The organism is Kitasatospora sp. NPDC101157 (assembly GCF_044768255.1).
Lineage (GTDB): Bacteria > Actinomycetota > Actinomycetes > Streptomycetales > Streptomycetaceae > Kitasatospora.
Genome location: NZ_JBIWPL010000010.1, coordinates 218,138 through 234,673, shown reverse-complemented (window position 1 = coordinate 234,673; position 16,536 = coordinate 218,138). Strand labels below are relative to the sequence as shown.

At 74.8% G+C, this 16,536-nt stretch carries 14 protein-coding genes, 1 tRNA gene and 1 pseudogene; 9 read left to right on the top strand and 7 right to left on the bottom strand.

Going from position 1 to position 16,536, the window contains the following annotated elements:
• Window positions 1-2: 2 nt before the first annotated feature.
• Together ACIRVF_RS21970 and ACIRVF_RS21965 are read right to left on the bottom strand one after the other, a co-directional pair.
• A complete protein-coding gene (locus ACIRVF_RS21970) occupies window positions 3-401 on the bottom strand; it encodes a GNAT family N-acetyltransferase (protein WP_402820158.1) in 399 nt (132 codons plus the stop codon).
• 14 nt (window positions 402-415) lie between these two features.
• Window positions 416-850: a hypothetical protein gene (locus tag ACIRVF_RS21965; RefSeq protein ID WP_402820155.1), complete on the bottom strand. Its 435-nt coding sequence runs from the start codon at window positions 848-850 to the stop codon at window positions 416-418.
• A 1,019-nt stretch (window positions 851-1,869) separates the two neighbouring features.
• On the opposite strand from ACIRVF_RS21965, the pseudogene ACIRVF_RS21960 reads away from it, so the two are divergent.
• From ACIRVF_RS21960 to ACIRVF_RS21940, 5 genes and pseudogenes are all read left to right on the top strand, one after another.
• Window positions 1,870-2,878 (top strand): annotated as a pseudogene (locus ACIRVF_RS21960) (helix-turn-helix domain-containing protein); the annotation flags it as partial.
• A gap of 868 nt (window positions 2,879-3,746) precedes the next feature.
• Window positions 3,747-4,349: an oligoribonuclease gene (gene orn, locus ACIRVF_RS21955; RefSeq protein WP_402820152.1), complete on the top strand. Its 603-nt coding sequence runs from the start codon at window positions 3,747-3,749 to the stop codon at window positions 4,347-4,349.
• A gap of 145 nt (window positions 4,350-4,494) precedes the next feature.
• Window positions 4,495-4,570 (top strand) — tRNA-His (locus tag ACIRVF_RS21950).
• A gap of 132 nt (window positions 4,571-4,702) precedes the next feature.
• Window positions 4,703-5,149, top strand: coding sequence for a DUF4442 domain-containing protein (locus tag ACIRVF_RS21945; RefSeq protein ID WP_402820149.1), 447 nt, complete (start codon window positions 4,703-4,705; stop codon window positions 5,147-5,149).
• 109 nt (window positions 5,150-5,258) lie between these two features.
• On the top strand, window positions 5,259-6,119 hold the full coding sequence (locus tag ACIRVF_RS21940) for a hypothetical protein (RefSeq protein ID WP_402820146.1): 861 nt from the start codon (window positions 5,259-5,261) through the stop codon (window positions 6,117-6,119).
• Window positions 6,120-6,316: 197 nt separating this feature from the next.
• Here ACIRVF_RS21940 and ACIRVF_RS21935 read toward each other — a convergent pair whose 3' ends face one another.
• The 3 genes from ACIRVF_RS21935 to ACIRVF_RS21925 all read right to left on the bottom strand — a co-directional run bounded on the left by ACIRVF_RS21935 (window position 6,317) and on the right by ACIRVF_RS21925 (window position 8,437).
• A complete protein-coding gene (locus ACIRVF_RS21935; RefSeq protein WP_402820143.1) occupies window positions 6,317-6,778 on the bottom strand; it encodes a GNAT family N-acetyltransferase in 462 nt (153 codons plus the stop codon).
• Window positions 6,779-6,910: 132 nt separating this feature from the next.
• Window positions 6,911-7,816, bottom strand: a complete 906-nt coding sequence (locus ACIRVF_RS21930; RefSeq protein WP_402820140.1) for a spermidine synthase — start codon at window positions 7,814-7,816, stop codon at window positions 6,911-6,913.
• A 105-nt stretch (window positions 7,817-7,921) separates the two neighbouring features.
• Window positions 7,922-8,437 carry a hypothetical protein gene (locus tag ACIRVF_RS21925; RefSeq protein WP_402820137.1) on the bottom strand — a complete coding sequence of 172 codons (516 nt, stop codon included), beginning with the start codon at window positions 8,435-8,437 and terminating at the stop codon, window positions 7,922-7,924.
• Window positions 8,438-8,699: 262 nt separating this feature from the next.
• Here ACIRVF_RS21925 and ACIRVF_RS21920 point away from each other — a divergent pair, with 262 nt between their 5' ends.
• Window positions 8,700-10,328, top strand: a complete 1,629-nt coding sequence (locus ACIRVF_RS21920) for a tetratricopeptide repeat protein (protein WP_402820134.1) — start codon at window positions 8,700-8,702, stop codon at window positions 10,326-10,328.
• Between the two features lie 19 nt (window positions 10,329-10,347).
• Here the strand turns inward: ACIRVF_RS21920 and ACIRVF_RS21915 are convergent, their stop codons facing one another.
• The gene (locus ACIRVF_RS21915) at window positions 10,348-11,004 is read right to left on the bottom strand and encodes a histidine phosphatase family protein (RefSeq protein ID WP_402820131.1); all 657 of its coding nucleotides are present in this window, start codon (window positions 11,002-11,004) and stop codon (window positions 10,348-10,350) included.
• A gap of 186 nt (window positions 11,005-11,190) precedes the next feature.
• Here ACIRVF_RS21915 and ACIRVF_RS21910 point away from each other — a divergent pair, with 186 nt between their 5' ends.
• The 3 genes from ACIRVF_RS21910 to ACIRVF_RS21900 all read left to right on the top strand — a co-directional run bounded on the left by ACIRVF_RS21910 (window position 11,191) and on the right by ACIRVF_RS21900 (window position 15,616).
• Entirely contained in the window at window positions 11,191-12,444 is a 1,254-nt protein-coding gene (locus tag ACIRVF_RS21910) for a hypothetical protein (RefSeq protein ID WP_402820128.1), read from the top strand.
• A gap of 197 nt (window positions 12,445-12,641) precedes the next feature.
• Window positions 12,642-14,267, top strand: coding sequence for a hypothetical protein (locus ACIRVF_RS21905; RefSeq protein WP_402820126.1), 1,626 nt, complete (start codon window positions 12,642-12,644; stop codon window positions 14,265-14,267).
• Window positions 14,264-15,616 carry an AAA family ATPase gene (locus ACIRVF_RS21900; RefSeq protein ID WP_402820123.1) on the top strand — a complete coding sequence of 451 codons (1,353 nt, stop codon included), beginning with the start codon at window positions 14,264-14,266 and terminating at the stop codon, window positions 15,614-15,616. Before ACIRVF_RS21905 ends, ACIRVF_RS21900 begins: the two co-directional genes overlap by 4 nt.
• A 68-nt stretch (window positions 15,617-15,684) precedes the next feature.
• On the opposite strand, the gene ACIRVF_RS21895 is transcribed toward ACIRVF_RS21900, so the two are convergent.
• Window positions 15,685-16,536, bottom strand: coding sequence for a helix-turn-helix domain-containing protein (locus tag ACIRVF_RS21895; protein ID WP_402820120.1), 852 nt, complete (start codon window positions 16,534-16,536; stop codon window positions 15,685-15,687).

The window sequence follows — 16,536 nt, the reverse complement described above, 5'->3', positions numbered from 1 at the left end:
GGTCAGCCGCCCAGTGCGGTGCGACTCCACCAGCAGGTGGGGCCCTGCCCGGTGAACCCGAGCCGGCGATAGAGCGGTTCGCCGGCCGAGGTGGCGACCAGGGTGGCCGGGCGGTCCGGGTGGGCGTGGGCCAGGGCGGTCCGCAGCACCGCGCCGGCCACTCCCCGGCCGCGCTGGTCGGGCAGGGTGGCGACCCAGTACACCCCGGTGGCGACCCCGTCGTCGTAGGTGAGGCAGGCGCCCGCCGGTGAGCCGTCGACCCGGGCAAGCCAGGCCCGGCAGCCGGGTTGGCGCAGCAGTTGTTCGGGGAGCGCGTCGCCGCGGGTCCAGGGCTGCCGGGCGGGCAACGGGAAGCCGTCCACGATGATCCGCTCGACCAGCGCGAAGGTGTCGCCGTCCAACGCCTCACCGACCGTCAGGGGCCGCCGCCGCGCGCCGGTGAGACGGCGGACAGCCCGGTGGAGAGCCCGGTGGACAGTCCGGTGGGAAGCTCGGCGGGAAGCCCGGCGGACACGCCCTCGACCGGTCCGGGCTCCCTGGCCATCACCGGCATGATCGGCATCCGGACGGCGCCGAAGCGGGTCAGGTCGAGCCCCCCGTACGGGTCCTCCAAGGTGAAACGGATGGTCTCCCATGCAGTCGTCAGCGCGGCCAACTGCTTTTCCACGTCGGCTGGTTCGTTATAGGGCCGGGTGATCAGGAAGCGTTGGGAGTCGTCCGGTGTGCGGGCGCAGCGGACCGCGGTGAGGCCCGGTCGGACATCGGACTGCCAGCCGTGCGCGCGGGCTTGGGCGAGCCAGAAGGCGGCGGCGTTGTCGTTGGCCTGTTCGAGCCGGCTGTTGGTGTTCACGGCAGGACCGTAGCCCCGCAGCGGGAATGCCGGTCCGGGCGCCCCGACGCTGGCCGGATGAAGCCTGGGAGGCGCACGGCCGGCGCTCGTGCGCCCTCCTGTGCACCGCCGATTTTCGGTCAATTTCCTGCCGTTCCCTCCGCCTTGGGCAAAGCCGCAGCCCAGACCCACCGGCCGGGGGCCCAGAAGCCGGACGCCCCAGGAGCCGTCCCGCGACAACCAGCCACCGTCGCACCGGCCCTCTTCCCAGAAGGGTCGACGGGTGCCACGCTTCGTGATCGAATGCATCACGCCAAATTGCCATGTCGACATAGCGTCGGATGGTGAACTTGTCACAACGGCAACGGTCCACCCGATAGATTTCGATCTTGGCCAGCAGTGCCGCACCACCCACACCACACCACCGAGGGGGCTTGAGCGCCTTGAGCAGGGTGAGCAGGAGCGACGCGGGTCCTGACAGCGGCCAGGCGCCGACCGGCACCGCCGGCCGGTCCGCGAGAAGCACCGGCACCTCCGCGATCGCCGCCACCACCCGCACCTCCGGCACCCCGAGCACCTCGGGCCCGGCCCCGCACCCCTCCTATCCGGCCGTACCGTCCGCCGCCCCCGGCCATGCCCCGGGCGACCACGGCGGCCCCGTGCACGGCGGTCCGACGGCGTACGGCCCGACGGCCTACGGAGCGGCGCAGTCACCCCAGGGCGGGCACCCGAACCACCCCGGACAGCCCGTCAGCCGAGGCGCCGTCAGCCAGGCCCAGGGCTACGGCGGTCCGGTCCAGTCCTACGGCGGCGACCACCAGGGACACCAAGGACACCAGGGACACCAGGGACACCAGGGGCACCAAGGCCCCACGGGCCACTCGGGACACCCGGGCTACCCCGGCCACCCCGCCGCCGGCACGGCCCCGGGGCTGAACGGCGCCGGCCCCGGCCCGCTCGGCGGCCTCGCCCTGGGCACCGCCCCCGGCCACGGCCCGCTGGGCCACGGCGGCCCGGGCGGCGGCGGCTCCCCGTCCGCCCTGTCGACGGCCGGTGCCCCGCGCAAGCTGTCCGGCCGGCGCCGCCGGGAGACGGTCGCGGTCCTGATCTTCGGCGGAGCGCCGATCTTCGAGAGCTCCATTCCGCTCTCGGTCTTCGGCGTGGACCGCCAGGACGCCGGGGTCCCCCGCTACCGGCTGCTGGTCTGCGCCGGCGAGGAGGGCCCACTGGCCACCACCGGCGGCCTGACCCTCTCCGCGCCGTACGGACTGGAGGCCCTCGCCCGGGCCGGCACGATCGTCGTACCGGCCTGGCGCTCGATCTCCCAGCCGCCGCCGGTCGAGGCGATCACCGCCCTGCGCAAGGCTCACCACGAGGGCGCGCGGATCATCGGACTGTGCACCGGGGCCTTCGTGCTCGCCGCGGCCGGCCTGCTGGACGGCCGTCCGGCGACCACCCACTGGATGTACGCGCCCACCCTGGCCAAGCGCTACCCCCGGGTCCACGTCGACCCGCGCGAGCTCTTCGTGGACGACGGCGACGTGCTCACCTCGGCCGGGACGGCCGCCGGGATCGACCTGTGCCTGCACGTGGTGCGCAGCGACCACGGCGCCGAGGCGGCCAACGCGCTGGCCCGCCGCCTGGTGGTGCCCAGCCGCCGCAGCGGTGGCGGACAGGCCCAGTACATCGATCAGTCTTTACCGGAGGAGATCGGCAACGACCCGCTGGCCGAGGTGGTCACCTGGGCGCTGGAGAACCTCAACCAGCAGTTCGACGTCGAGGTGCTGGCGGCGCGTGCCTACATGAGCCGGCGCACCTTCGACCGCCGCTTCCGCACGCTCACCGGCAGTGCCCCGCTGCAGTGGCTGATCACCCAGCGGGTGCTCCAGGCGCAGCGGCTGCTGGAGACCTCGGAGCTGTCGGTGGACGACGTGGCGCGCCGGTGCGGGTTCCGTTCGCCGGTCGCGCTGCGCGGGCACTTCCGCCGTCAGCTCGGGGTATCCCCGGCCGCGTACCGGACCAGCTACCGGGCACGCCGCCCCGGGCAGTCGCCGACCCCGGCCGGGGCGCACGGCGGCGAGCTCCGGCTGCCCGGCGCGCTGCCGCACCCGGCGGCCGCCGCGGCCGCCTCGGCAGCGGGTGGCGGGCCGTACGGCGGCGCGGGTCACGGCGGTCCGCAGGCGCATCCGTTCCCGGCCGGTCCGGGGGCGCAGGTGCCGGTCGGCCAGCCGGGCCACGGACAGCCGGTCGGGCACGGACAGCCGGTGCCGCACGGGCAGGCCGGTCCGTACGGTCCGGGGCAGGCCGGGACGCCGGCCGCCCAGGGCTTCCACGCCCGCGCGGGCCAGCCGTACCCGCACCAGCAGGCCGCGCCGCAGCCGCACCCCGGGCAGCAGGGTGCGACGCGCGGGCCGGTGCGGTCGCCGCTGGTTCCGCCGCAGGCCGGTCCGGGTGCGGGGCGTCCGCCGCGCACCGCCGAGCACGCGGCGGCCGAGGACGGCCACCCCCAGCCGGGGGCGCGCGGTCAGGGCCAGGGGCACCGCAGCACGGTCGAGCGTCCCGGTGACGAGCCGGGCGCGGCCGGGCGGGCGCACGGCGCTCCGACCGGCCGGGTGCCGTCCGGGGCCGCCGGGCAGCCGGCGGCCGGGGCGGGTGAGCTCCGGGGCCGGCAGGCGCGGGCGCCGCAGGTCCGCGCGCCGGGTGCCAGGGGCGCCGCGGCGGACGGCGGGCGGGCGGCGCGCGAGGTCCGTCCCGGGCGGGACGGCCACGCGGTCCGCACCGGCCGGGAGGGCGAGCATCCGGACGGCCACGGCGAGCACGACGGGGCTGAGGAGCACCAGGCCGAGGCCTGTGCTCCGGCACCCCGCTCGGCTCCACCGGTCCCCGCGGCGCGTGATCGCGCCGTAGGGTGAGTTGCGTGAATGACCGTTTGGTATGGATCGACTGTGAAATGACCGGCCTCGACCTCGACCGGGACGCCCTGGTCGAGGTCGCGGTGCTGGTGACGGACTCCGAGCTGAACATCCTCGGCGAGGGCGTGGACGTCATCATCCGCCCGCCCGCAGAGGCTCTGGCGAACATGCCGGAGGTGGTGCGCGTGATGCACACCTCCTCCGGCCTGCTGGAGGAGCTGGAGCAGGGCGTGACCCTGGCCGAGGCCGAGGAGCTGGTCCTCGCGTACGTGCGCCAGCACGTGCCGGAGGCCGGGAAGACGCCGCTGTGCGGCAACTCGGTGGCCACCGACCGCGGCTTCCTGGCCCGGGACATGCCGGCCCTGGAGAAGCACCTGCACTACCGGATCGTGGACGTCTCCTCGATCAAGGAGCTGGCCCGCCGCTGGTACCCGAAGGCGTACTACAACAGCCCGCCGAAGGGCGGGAACCACCGGGCGCTCGCCGACATCCGCGAGAGCATCGACGAACTGCGGTACTACCGCGAGGCGGTGTTCGTGCCGCAGCCCGGACCGGACGCCGACACCGCGCGTGCCATCGCCGAGAAGTACCGGGCCGTGACCGACTGATCCGAGGGGTCGCGGGTCCTCCGCGGGGTCGGAGGGGGTGCCCTCGTCCGCCGGAACGAAACCCTGGCGCGAGCACCCTCTCGGATCCTGTAGAGTTCTTCCTGTCGGAACGGGAACGCGAGAGCGGGAACGGACCGGACAGATGGTGGGTGTAGCTCAGTTGGTAGAGCACCTGGTTGTGGTCCAGGTGGTCGCGGGTTCGAGTCCCGTCACTCACCCCAGAGCCTGAGGGGCCGATCTCTTCAAGAGATCGGCCCCTCAGGCGTTTTCGCGTTGCCTCAGTTCTGCGCGGCGGCCCGGGTTTTCCGGTCGGCCCCTGCCGCAACAAGCTACCGGCTAGTAACATCGTCGCCATGACCACTCCTTCGATCGGCCAGATGCTCGACGCCACCGTGCCGATGGCGCACACCCTCAAGCTTGAGTACCTGGAGACCACCCCGGAGCGCGCCGTGCTCCGGCTGCCCGACCAGCCCGCGTACCACAACCACGTCGGCGGCCCGCACGCCGGCGCGATGTTCACCCTCGCCGAGTCCGCCAGCGGCTGCATCGTGCTCGCCGCCTTCGGGGACCAGCTGTCCCGGGCCGTGCCGCTCGCCGTGAACGCCGAGATCGCCTACAAGAAGCTGGCCATGGGCGAGGTCACCGCCACCGCCGTGCTCGGCCGCCCGGCCGCCGAGGTCGTGGCCGAGCTGGACGCCGGCGACCGACCCGAGTTCCCGGTCACCGTCGAGATCACCCGCGCCGACGGCGCCGTCACCGGTGTGATGACGGTCACCTGGACCCTGCGTCCCAACTCCTGACCGCCGCACGGTCGGTGGCCCCGGGAGCACCGCCCCGGGGCCACTCGCGCGATGACTGTCCGTGACGGTGGGCGTGACCTCGACGCCCTTACGCTCGTTCTCAACTCACGTGCGAGCCAATCATGCGACCGAGCCCCAGGAACCCGCCTCCCGCGGCGTCGCCGGAGCCCGACGGGCGGTCGCCCGATGGCTGCCCCGCACCCTCGCCGTCGGCGGGGCCCTGCTCGCGCAGCTCTGGGGCGTCGGCGCCCCGAGTGCCCACGCGGCCCCCGCCGAACCGCCGTCCAGGCAGCCCGAACCCGCCGTCCGCCGCGTCCTGCACGCCGCACCCGCGCTCGACGGCCCGTCAGCCGCCCGCCCCGTCGCACCGGCGCAGCGAGGCGCCGCCGGGGAGGGCCGCTCCCCCGGACTCGCCGGGGAGCCGACCGCCGGCGGACCGGCCGGCGGGACCCCCACCGCGGTCGGCGACGTCCTCCAGGAACGCATCCGGGTCGACGGGCTCCCGCTGCCGGGTCAGGGGTCGGCCGTCCCCGACGCCTTCGCCCTCGCCTCCGGCCTGCTCGGCACCGCCCCCGCCCAGGACCGTCCCACCGGAACCCGCTCCTCCCGCGAGGGCGAACCCGCCACGCTGCCGACCGCCCGCCGCCCGCGCTCCGGCTCGGTCGACCAGGCCCGGCCGGCCCCGCCCGAGGCGGCCGGGGCTCCCGCGGTCCGGGAGGCCGCGGCGCAGGAGGGGACCGGCCCCGCGGAACCCGCGGGCACCACCGGGGCAGCCCTGGGGGTCGTCGCCCCGGCCGCACCGGCCGGCGAGGGGACGCCCGAGGCGCTCGCGCTCGCCGACGCGGCGTCCGTGACGGCCGAGGAGGACGACGCGGCCACCGTGACCGCGGTGCTCGCCCCCATCGCCGCCGGGCTGCTCCTCACCGGCGCGGCGATGTGCAAGCACCGGGGGCTGCCGCGCGGGCACTGAGCGGCCGGACGCGGACCGGGGCGGATCCGTGCCGTACGGGCACGAATGCGACGGGCGGGAGTCCCAGGGTCGCGAGTCCCACGGGCCGGAGTCCCCCGGTCGCGAGTTCGACTGTCACGAGTCCCAAGCCCCCAAGTCCCAAGCCCCCGAGCCCCAACGGGCGGGAGCCCCACCGGGCAGGAGCCCGAGGGCCGGCCTCAGGCCTCGGACGCCAGTTCCAGCACCAGCTGCGGGAGTTCCCGCCCCGGTACGGAGCCGGACGGAGTGCTGCCGATGCGGGTGGCGCCCATCGCCAGGTAGAAGGGCTCCGCGTTCGGGTCGGAGTCGATGGTGAAGCGGTGCAGGCCGGCGGCCCGGGCCCGCTCCCGGACATGCTCGAACAGCGCCCGGCCGATGCCGCCGCCGATCCGGTCGGGTTCGACGAAGAGCATGGCAAGCTCCCCGGAGGGCGGGGCGACGGTCAGCGCGGCGAAGCCCAGCACCCGGCCGCCGTCCTCGGCCACCACCGTCGACGCCCGTTCGACGGCGGCGGCGTCCACCGTCAGCTCCTCACGGCAGGCGGCCATGAACGCCTCGTCGTAGCCCCAGTACGCCTTGGCCCGCAGGGCGATGCCGGTGAGCACTCCGGCCTCGTCCGGGCGGGCCGGTCGGATGTGCATGCCGTCCCCTCACGTCAACAGTCGAACGCCGGTGGCCATTGTGCGCCAGAACTCGGTCGTCTGCCAACGGTTTTACGGCCGGCGGGGCAGTGCGCACCGCGACGCGACGCCGGCAGCGGAGGACACCCGCCGTCAGCGGAAGACGCCCGGCGGCGGCGCCGGAGAGGGGGCCGCCGTGGCGTCCGTGGCCGGGCCCGCGCCGGCGGTGAAGTCGCCGAGGGCCCGGCCGTGTTCGACCCGGCCGTGGGAGGAGTCGGAGGCGACCCGGCGGCTGAGTTCTGCGATCGGGAGCGGGGTGTGGGCGGCGGCCAGGACGAGGTTGCCGAAGCGCTTGCCGCGCAGCACGGCGGGGTCGGCGGTCAGGCACAGTTCGGGGAAGACCGCGCCGAGGGTGGCGACCTGGGAGCGGGCGAAGGGCAGGGCGCCGCCGTCGGCGATGTTGGCGGCGTACCAGCCGCCGGGGGCGAGGGCGCGGGCCGCCAGGGTGGTGAACTCGACCGTGGTGCAGTGGGCCGGGGTGCGGGCTCCGGAGAAGACGTCGGTGATGACCAGGTCGACGCTGCTCTCGGGGGTGCGTTCCAGCACGCCGCGGGCGTCCGCGCCGCGCACCTTGATCTGCCAGCCGCGTTCCAACGGGAGTTCGGTGCGGACGAGTTCGGTGAGCGCGGTGTCGATCTCGGCGACCTGCTGGCGGGAGCGCGGCCGGGTGGCGGCCACGTAGCGGGCCAGGGTGAGGGCGCCGCCGCCCAGGTGCAGGACGGTCAGCGGGCGCCCGGGCGGGGCGACCAGGTCGATCAGGTGGCCGAGCCGGCGCTGGTACTCGAAGCCCAGGTGGGTGGGGTCGGCGAGGTCGACCAGGGACTGCGGGGCGCCGTCGATCAGCAGCGACCAGGCGTGCGGGCGGTCGCGGTCGGGGCGCAGTTCGGCCAGCCCGGAGCCGACCGGGCGGGTGAGCGGCCCCTGGGCGTGGCTGCGGCCGTCCGACCCGGTGGTGAGCGCCGGTTCAGGGCTGCGCGCGGCCCTGTTGCTTCGTCCCATGTCGGCCATTATCGCCGCCGGTGGGGCGCACCCCCAGGTCAGGGGCGTGCCACGGGGATCCGGCCGGAGGCTCGGGGGCCCGGCCGGGTCCGCGCGGCACGCCCGCTAGAACGGTCCGAGGCCGCCCGCGGTGAGCGTGCAGGCGGCCTCGCAGAGGGCGGAGCGGAGCACCCAGGCGTCGGTGGGGCGGGCGGCCCGGCCGGCGCCGGACGGCGGGATCACCCAGCGCGGGTCGGTGGCGGCGGGCACCAGGGCGCCGGCCGTACAGGAACTGCCGGGCAGGTGCCAGGTCTCCCAGGTGCCGGCCGGGACGAGGAAGGCGACGGTGCTGCCGTCGCGGCTCTGCAGCACGGCCCCGCAGGCGCGGCGCAGCCGCAGGATGTCGACGGCCTCCAGCCCGTGCCGCAGGGCGACCGTCACGGTGTCGCGGTCGGTGACGAGGGTGTCCTCGGCCGGGGCGGCGTACTTCCGCTGCGGGCCGCCGCAGGAGCCGCGACCGCCCTCGACCGGGCCCCGGCCGGGGAACCGCTCGTCGGCCGGATCGGGCAGCAGGGCCGGGGAGGCGGCGGCGAACACGCTCCCGACGACGGGTCGGTGCTGCGGCAGTCCGGTGGCCATCATGGGCCCTCCTGTACCTCGTCGGGTCGGAAGCACTGCCGCCGGGGGTGGGGGCCGCGGGGCGGGGACGGGCCGGGGGGACGGCCTGGGCTTCCACGTATCAGGACAACGCCGCGGGACCGCCGAAGGCCACGGGGCGCCTTACAGCAAGGCATGGCATTTCATGGCGGATATCCGGCAACAACGCCCGGTTCGCCCCGGATTGACGGCCAATGTCTCACGAACCCAATGTGGCCGGTCGGTGACTCCGAGTATTCTCGGCGCCATGGCAGCCACCCCACCGGCCGAGCCGAACCGACCGTCCCCCAACACCGTGATGCGCGCACTGCGCGGCGACCGCTCACCCGGCGAGTTCGCCATGGCCGTCCGCCGGGCCGCCCGCGAGATCGGCGAGCACGTGTCCTGCGACGCCCGCTACATCGGACGGGTCGAGTCCGGTGAGATCCGCTGCCCCAACTACGCCTACGAGCGGGTCTTCCGGCACATGTGGCCGGACCGCACGCTCGCCGACCTCGGCTTCGCCCCCCGCACCGCCGTCCGCCGCCGCTCGGCCGGCGGTGCCACCCCGGTCGCGGCCGGGGTGGCACCGCCGGCTCCCCCGCTCCACCCGCCGTTCCCGCCCCTGCCCGCCCCGCGCTCACCACTCTCCACCCAACTCCCGTACGCTGCCTCGCCGTACGCGGATCCAACCGTTCCGGACGGACCACCGCGGCCGATGGCCGGCGCGGTGCCCCGGGGGCCCGATGGATCGCCCTATCTCGACGAGGAGAACGACGACGTGCGTCGCCGTACGTTCCTGGCCGGCGGCTCGACCGCGCTGGCCACCGTGATCGGCATCGACCGGCCGGCGGTCGCCGCCCCGGCCGCCGGTGCCGGATTCGGACCGGCCCCCCGCCGATCCGCCCTCCCCGGTGCGGAGTTCACCGCGCCCTCGCTGCTCGTTGCCGAGCCGGTGGTGCCCGGTCGGCCGGGACCGGTTCCGCCACCGCGCAAGGTCGGTGCCGCCGAGGTGTTCGGCGTGGAGCAGGCCGTCCGGGACATCAGACTGGCCGACGACGCACACGGCGCGGACGCCCTGTACGAACTCGCCGGCCAGTCGCTGCGCACCGCCTACCTGCTGCTCAACGAGGGCGAGTACAGCGCCGAGACGGAGCGCCGGCTGCAGGCCGGGGCCGGTGAACTGGCCATCTCCGTAGGATGGTTGGCACACGACTCGAACCGGCTCGGGGACGCCCGCTCGTTCTACGCGGAGGCGCTCGCCACCGCCCGGATGGCCGGGGACTCCGCGCTGGAGGCGCACGTCTTCTGCAACAGTGCCTTCCTCGCCCGGGACGCCGGGCGCCCGCGCGAGGCGCTGCGCGCCGCGCAGGCCGGGCAGTGCGCCGCCCGGGAGCTGGACTCCGCCAGGCTGCTCGCCCTGCTGGCCATGCGCGAGGCCGGCGCCTGGGCCGTGCTGCAGGACCGCTCCGCCTGCGAGCGCGCCCTCGGCCGGGCGTACTCACTGTTCGACCGGGGTCCGTCCGAGAGCGACCCGGAGTGGATGTCCTTCTTCGGCGAGGCCGAGATCGCCGGGCTGCAGTCCCAGTGCTGGTCCGCGCTGGGGGACTGGGACCGCGCCAGCGACCAGGCCGCGCTGGCCATAGCGCTGCAGGAGCCGCACTTCGTACGCAACCGGGTGCTGTACACCGCTGAGCTGGCCCACGACCGGCTCGGCCGGGGGGACCTGGCGGGCGCGGCGCACCACGGCGCGGCCGCGGTGGCGCTGTTCGGCGAGGTGCGCTCGGCCCGGATCCGCAGCATGCTGGCGGACACCGCGGCACGGTTGCGCCCGCACGCCGCGGTGCCCGAGGTCCGCCGGTTCCTGATCGGCTACGAGCGGGCCACGGCCGCCTGAGCGACCGCCACCGTCCTTGTCAGTGGCCCGATTTGAGCCCGTCGAGGTGGGAGAGGTCGTTCCAGATCTCCACCGCGGGGGCGCCGTACTCCCAGGACAGCACGCACAGCGCCGCCGTGCCGAGCTTGAACCGCTGGGCGAACTCCGGCGGCAGGCCGAGCCAGCGGGCCGCCAGGATGCGCAGCAGGTGGCCGTGCGCGAACAGCACGACGTCCCGGTCGGCGCAGTGCATGACGGTGGTGTCCGTCTCCGGAACGCCGTGCTCCTCGTTGAGGTCGGCGAGGAGGGCGTCGACCCGGGCGGCCACGTCGGAGAGCTTCTCGCCGCCGGGCACGCCGTCGCGCCAGATCAGCCAACCGGGGTGGTCGGTGGCCCGGATGTCGGCGCCGGTGCGGCCCTCGTACCGGCCGTAGTCCCATTCCATGAGCTCCGGACGCTCGACGGCGCGGTCGCCGAAGCCGGCCAGTTCGCAGGTCTCCTTGGCGCGCCCGAGCGGGCTGGTGTAGACGAGCGCGTCCGGCAGTCCGTTCCACGGCGCCTTGGCCAGCCGGGCGCCGAGCGCCCGGGCCATCGCGCGGCCGTCCCCGGTCAGCGGGATGTCGGTGCGGCCGGTGTGTTGGCCGGTGGCCGACCACTCGGTCTCGCCGTGGCGGACCAGCACGATTCGGGCGGGCATGGAGAGCTCCTCGCAACAGGCGGTCAACGGTCGGTCTCACCCTTGAGCACCGGGCCTCCATGATCCCCCACCGGGGCGGCCGCCACGACGCGGGCCCGGGTAGCGCTCGGAAGCGGGCACCACCGGCCGCTCCCCGGGCCGGTCCGCACCGCGTTGTCGGACCCGGATGCGACACTGGGCCGCACCATGAACGTCTCGACGAACGTCCCGCCCGGCGGGTCCGCTGAGCCGCTCGCCCAGCGGCTCGCCGAGCTGCGCGGACCGGCCCCGCAGCGCAGTCTGAACGCCCGCTCCCTCGCCGCGCTGGCGGCCAACCCGGGCTGCCACCGTCGCGCCGTGCTGGACGCGGCCGGGGTGGACAAGACCGTGCTGGCCGCCCGGCTCGGCCGCCCCGCCCCCTTCGGCCAGTCCCCCTTCGCGATCGCCCGCGGCCTGGTCTTCGAGTCCCGGCTGAAGGCGGACGACTACGCCGCCCTGCTGGAACCTCTCCGCGACCACCTCGGCGTGCCCGCGGAGGAGCGCGCCCCGCTGCTGGTGCCCGACCTGCTGCACCGCTCCGGCCCGGCCGTCCGCGCCGACCGGACCGCCGAAGCGCTGGCCCGGGCCGCCGCCGACCCGGACTCCTGGACGCTGCTGGACCACCCGATGCTGCGTCTCGCCGTGGCCGGCAGCACTGCCTACCTGGAGCCGGACGCCCTGGTGGTGCACGGCGGACGGTGCACAGTGGTCGAGATCAAGTCCTTCCCGGTGCTGGACGGCAGCGCGGACCCGGCCAAGGTCGGCGCCGCCGCCCGGCAGGCCGCGGTGTACGTGCTGGCGCTCCAGCACGCCGCCGCCACGGCCGCCGGACTGCCGCTCGCCGATGACCCGTACACCGAGCAGCAGCTGCCGGGCAGCCCCCGCACCAGCGTGCTGCTGGTCTGCCCGAAGGACTTCGGCAACCGGCCGACCGCGGTCGCCGTCGACGTCCGCCGCGAGCTGGCCACCACCCGCCGCCAGCTGAGCCGGATGACCGGCATCGGCCGGCTGCTCGCGGCGCTGCCCCCGGGCACCGACTTCGACCTGGCCACCGACGAGGACGGCGCCCCGGCCCGGAGCACCGAGCAGCTGACCGCCTCCGTCGAAGCGGTGCCCGCCGCCTACAGCCCGGACTGCCTCTCCACCTGCGAACTGGGCTTCCACTGCCGCGCCCAAGCCCGCTGCGACGACCGGGTCGAGCAGCTCGGCCGCGGCGTGCGCGGCGAGCTGGGCAGCATCCGCACCGTCGCCGAGGCACTGGCCGCCGCCTCCGGCACGGGCAGCCCCGGCCCGGACGACCCGGACGACACCGACCACGCGAACGGCACCGACGGCGCACAGGAGGCGGCCGAGCGCCTGGCCTACGCGGCGGCCCTGCGAGCGGAAGCGCTGGGTACGAAGCGGCTGGGTGCGGGCGCATGAGCGAGCGCAGCGAGCGAATCATCGGGCGGTGTGCGTGGGCGAATGCCCCTGCCGAGCGGAGCGAGGTGGGCGCATGAGCGAGCGCAGCGAGCGAATCATCGGGCGGTGTGCGTGGGCGAATGCCCCTGCCGAGCAGAGCGAGGTGGGCGCATGAGCGAGCGCAGCGAGCGAATCATCGGGCGGAGCGAGGCGGGCGCATGAGTTTGCTGACCACCCTCGCCCGGTTGGAGGCCGTCCGCAGCGGGCGGGCCGAGCCGCTGGCCACCGTCCGGCACCGGCACCTCTCCGAGCGCCCGATGGTGCTCGTCCCGCTGACCGCCGCCGGTGAGTCGGGCGCGCCGTTGGCCGTCATGCTGGGCACCGACCGGGACGCACCCCGGCTGCACCTGGTGCCCCAGCCGCTCAACCGCACCCTGCGGTTCGACTTCCTGGCCGAGCTGGCCGCCGATCTGCTCCCCTACCTGGAGTCCTTCGGCGCCGAGGTCGAGCAGATCGAGGGCTCCGAGAAGGACCCGGAGACCGGCGAGAAGACCCAGGTGTTCCGCGAGCTGTGCACCGACGCGCCGCAGCTGATCGTGCCCAACGGCGCGGGTGTGCACCACCTCGCCCTGATCGGCCGGTCGACCCGCTTCCGCCGCACCGTCGAGGACGCCGAGCCGGGCCCCCACCCGGCGCCGCTACGGGTACCGCTGCTCGGTCGCTGGCTGACCCACCTCACCGACCGCGCCCAGGTGCCCGGTTCCAGCCTGCTGCTGCCGATGACCGGCCTGCTCGCCCGGCACTGGGCCACCGGCCAGAGCCATCTGGAGGACCAGCACCTGGCGGCCCGGTTGGCCTGGCACGACCCGCCGCCGGGGCTGACCGGCGCCCGGGCCGCCGAATTGGCCGAGTCCGAGCGCGACGAGCACGGGCAGCTGGTACACCCGCCGGCCGGTCCGGCCACCGACCCGGCCTTCGACACGGGGGTGCTCGCCCCGGCGATCGCCCGCTACGACGCGGCCGTCAACGCCCTGCAGCACAGCACCGAACAGGGCGACGAGGCCGCCGCCGGGCGCGCCCGGGCCGCCGTCCGTTCGGCCGTCGAACAGCTGGAGCAGGTGCTGTGGGCCGTCCTGCTGCCCACCTGGCGGGACGTCTGGCAGGGCCTGGAGCTGCTGCGCGCCCTGCCCCCGGCCGGGCACCTGGAGGAGCGCTGGACCGGTGACCGCTGGTCCTACACCGGTCACCGGGACCGCCTGGCGGCCGGCGAGCCGCCGCAGCCCCGGCAGGACGACGCCGTCACCGCGGCCCGCAAGCTCGCCCAGCGCGAGCGCGAGCAGGCCCGGCTGGACGTCCAGGAGGCGCTGGACGACCCGCTGGCGATGGCCGAACACCGGTTGTCCGGCGAGGCGTTCAGCGGGGTGGTGACCGAGGTGGTGCTGGAGTACGACACCACGGGCCGTTCGCCCAAGCCCCGCCCGCTGATCACCCTGCGCACCGCCGACCGCCCGCACGCCGACCTCGGCCGGGAGGCGCACCGGGTGCACGGGCCGTCCGCGCAGAAGGCGCGGATCGTGGCGGTCGACCCGGTCGAGGGCACCGTCACCCTGCGGGTGCTGTCCGGCATGGGCCGCAAGAAGGAGCCCGAGCCGGGCAGCCTGCCCGAGCCCGGCGAGCCGGTCACCTTCACCCTGTTCGAGTTGACGGTCCGCCAGTCCGCACCGCTGCCGGAGCCGGACGACACCCCGTGGACCCACGGCGGGCCGCCCGGCACCCCGCCCGCTGCCGGCCCGTCCGCCACCGCCGCCGTTGCCGTTGCCGTTGCCACCGAGGATTGGGAATGATGAGCGAGCAGCCCCCGGGCGCGGCGGCCGACGCCGCCGTGGCCCGCATCCTGGCGGCCACCGTCCACCCGTCGGCCGGGGCGCCGCGCGGCGTGGTGGTGGACTCCCCGCCGGGTGCCGGGAAGTCGACCCTGGTGGTGCGGGCCGCCCGCGAGCTGGTGGCGGCCGGCGAGCGGCTGATGATCGTCGCCCAGACCAACGGCCAGGTGGACGACCTGGTCGGCCGACTGGCCGAGAAGGCACCGGAGCTGACGATCGGCCGCCTGCACGCGGCGGACTCCCGGCCCGGGCCGGAGGTGCTGCGGCACGCCAACGTCACACCCTCCGACAAGGTCGCCGACCTGGTCGAGCAGGACGTGGTGATCTCCACCTCCGCCAAGTGGCAGTGGGTCCGGACCGAGGCGCCGTGGCGGCACGCGATCGTCGACGAGGCGTACCAGATGCGCTCGGACGCCCTGCTCGCGGTGGCCCGGCTGTTCGAGCGGGCGCTGTTCGTCGGCGACCCGGGCCAGCTGGACCCGTTCACCGTGGTCGGCACCGAGCAGTGGGCGGGCCTGTCCTACGACCCGTCCAGCAGCGCCGTGGTCACCCTGCTGGCGCACAACCCGCAGATCGAGCCGCACCGGCTGCCGGTCTCCTGGCGGCTGCCGGCCAGCGCGGCGCCGCTGATCTCGCGGGCGTTCTACCCGTACACGCCGTTCCGCTCCGGAACCGGCCCGGCGGACCGCGGGCTGACCCCGGCCGTCCGCCCGGACGGTTCGGCGCTGGACGCGGTGATCGACCGGGCGGCCGAGCACGGCTGGGCGCTGCTGGAGCTGCCCGCCCGGCACACCGTACGGACCGACCCGCAGGCGGTGTCGGCCGTCGCGGCCACCGTCCGGCGGTTGCTGGAGCGCGGGCTGACCGCGCGGTCCGAGCAGGGCGAAGCCCCGCTCACCGCGGACCGGATCGCCGTCGGAACGGCGCACCGGGACCAGGCGGCGGCCGTCCGGGCGGCCCTGCTCAAGGTGGGCGTACCGGTGGACGGCACGACCGGGCCGGCCGTCACGGTGGACACCGCCAACCGGCTGCAGGGCCGGGAGTACGACGTCACCGTGGTGCTCCATCCCCTCTCCGGGCGCCCCGACGCGACGGCCTTCCACCTGGAGACCGGCCGGCTGTGCGTGCTCGCCTCCCGGCACCGGCACGCCTGCATCGTGGTCGCCCGGGCCGGGATCGCCGAGCTGCTGGACGAACACCCCTCCACCGAGCCGGTGCAGTTGGGCGTCCCGGTGGCCTTCCCGGACGGCTGGGAGGCAAGTTTTACCACACTGGAGCACTGGATGCAGCACCGCGTCAGACTGCACTGATCAGGGCGGCCAACAGCACCGGCGCCCCGGCATCCACATGCCGGGGCGCGTCGGCTGATCACCGCTCGTCAGGTCTCTTGAAGACGGCCACGGGCCGCTTCGATCTCGTTTCGGGCTGCAGTACCGAACACGGCTTGGTCCCGCAGAGCGGCGAACACGCGGACGAAGTACGAGATGTTCTCGGGCCTGGCCGTCTGGAACGCCCCCGACCAGAACTCTTGCTTGAGCAAGCTCTCATCGAACAGGTAGAAGCCCTCACCGGGGTAGAGCGACCGTGGCCGACCTTGCGGGATGATCCCGATGGACACGTACGGGAGCCGGGACACTTCCAGGAGGTGGTCAAGTTGCCCGTTCATCACCTCAGCGCCGCCCGTATTGTTAGTTAGCGCCGAGGCTTCCAGGAGGAACGAGAATATCGGCGCCCCGGTGCCGAGGAACCGCTTCCGGGCCATGCGGTTCTGTGCCGCTTCCTCCACGTCATCCAACGGCAGGCCGTGCAGCTTGGCATGGATGGTGAACTGCGCCTTGGCATACTCGACCGTCTGTAGGAAGCCGGGGACGAACAGCGACTCATACACCCGGAGCAGCTTGGTCTTCGCGTACAAGTCCATGGCTTGGAACTGGAGACGCTTCATCCCCGGTCGGTGCCACCGCTTGTAGTCGGTCCACATCTGCTCGATCTCACGACTCATCGCGATGAGTTCGGGAGTCTGCCCCTCGACGGCACAGGCCGTTGCCCATCTCCGGATGTCTTCCTCGGTCGGGATCTGCGTCCCGTGCTCGATCTTCGACACCTTGGTCTTGTGCCAGCCACAGCGCTGCGCGAGCTCGACACCCGAGAGATGGGCATCCCGACGGAGTTCCTTGAGCTGAGTCCCGAAAGCGCGCCTTGCGGACTCGGATGGTTCCTGGTCGGACAT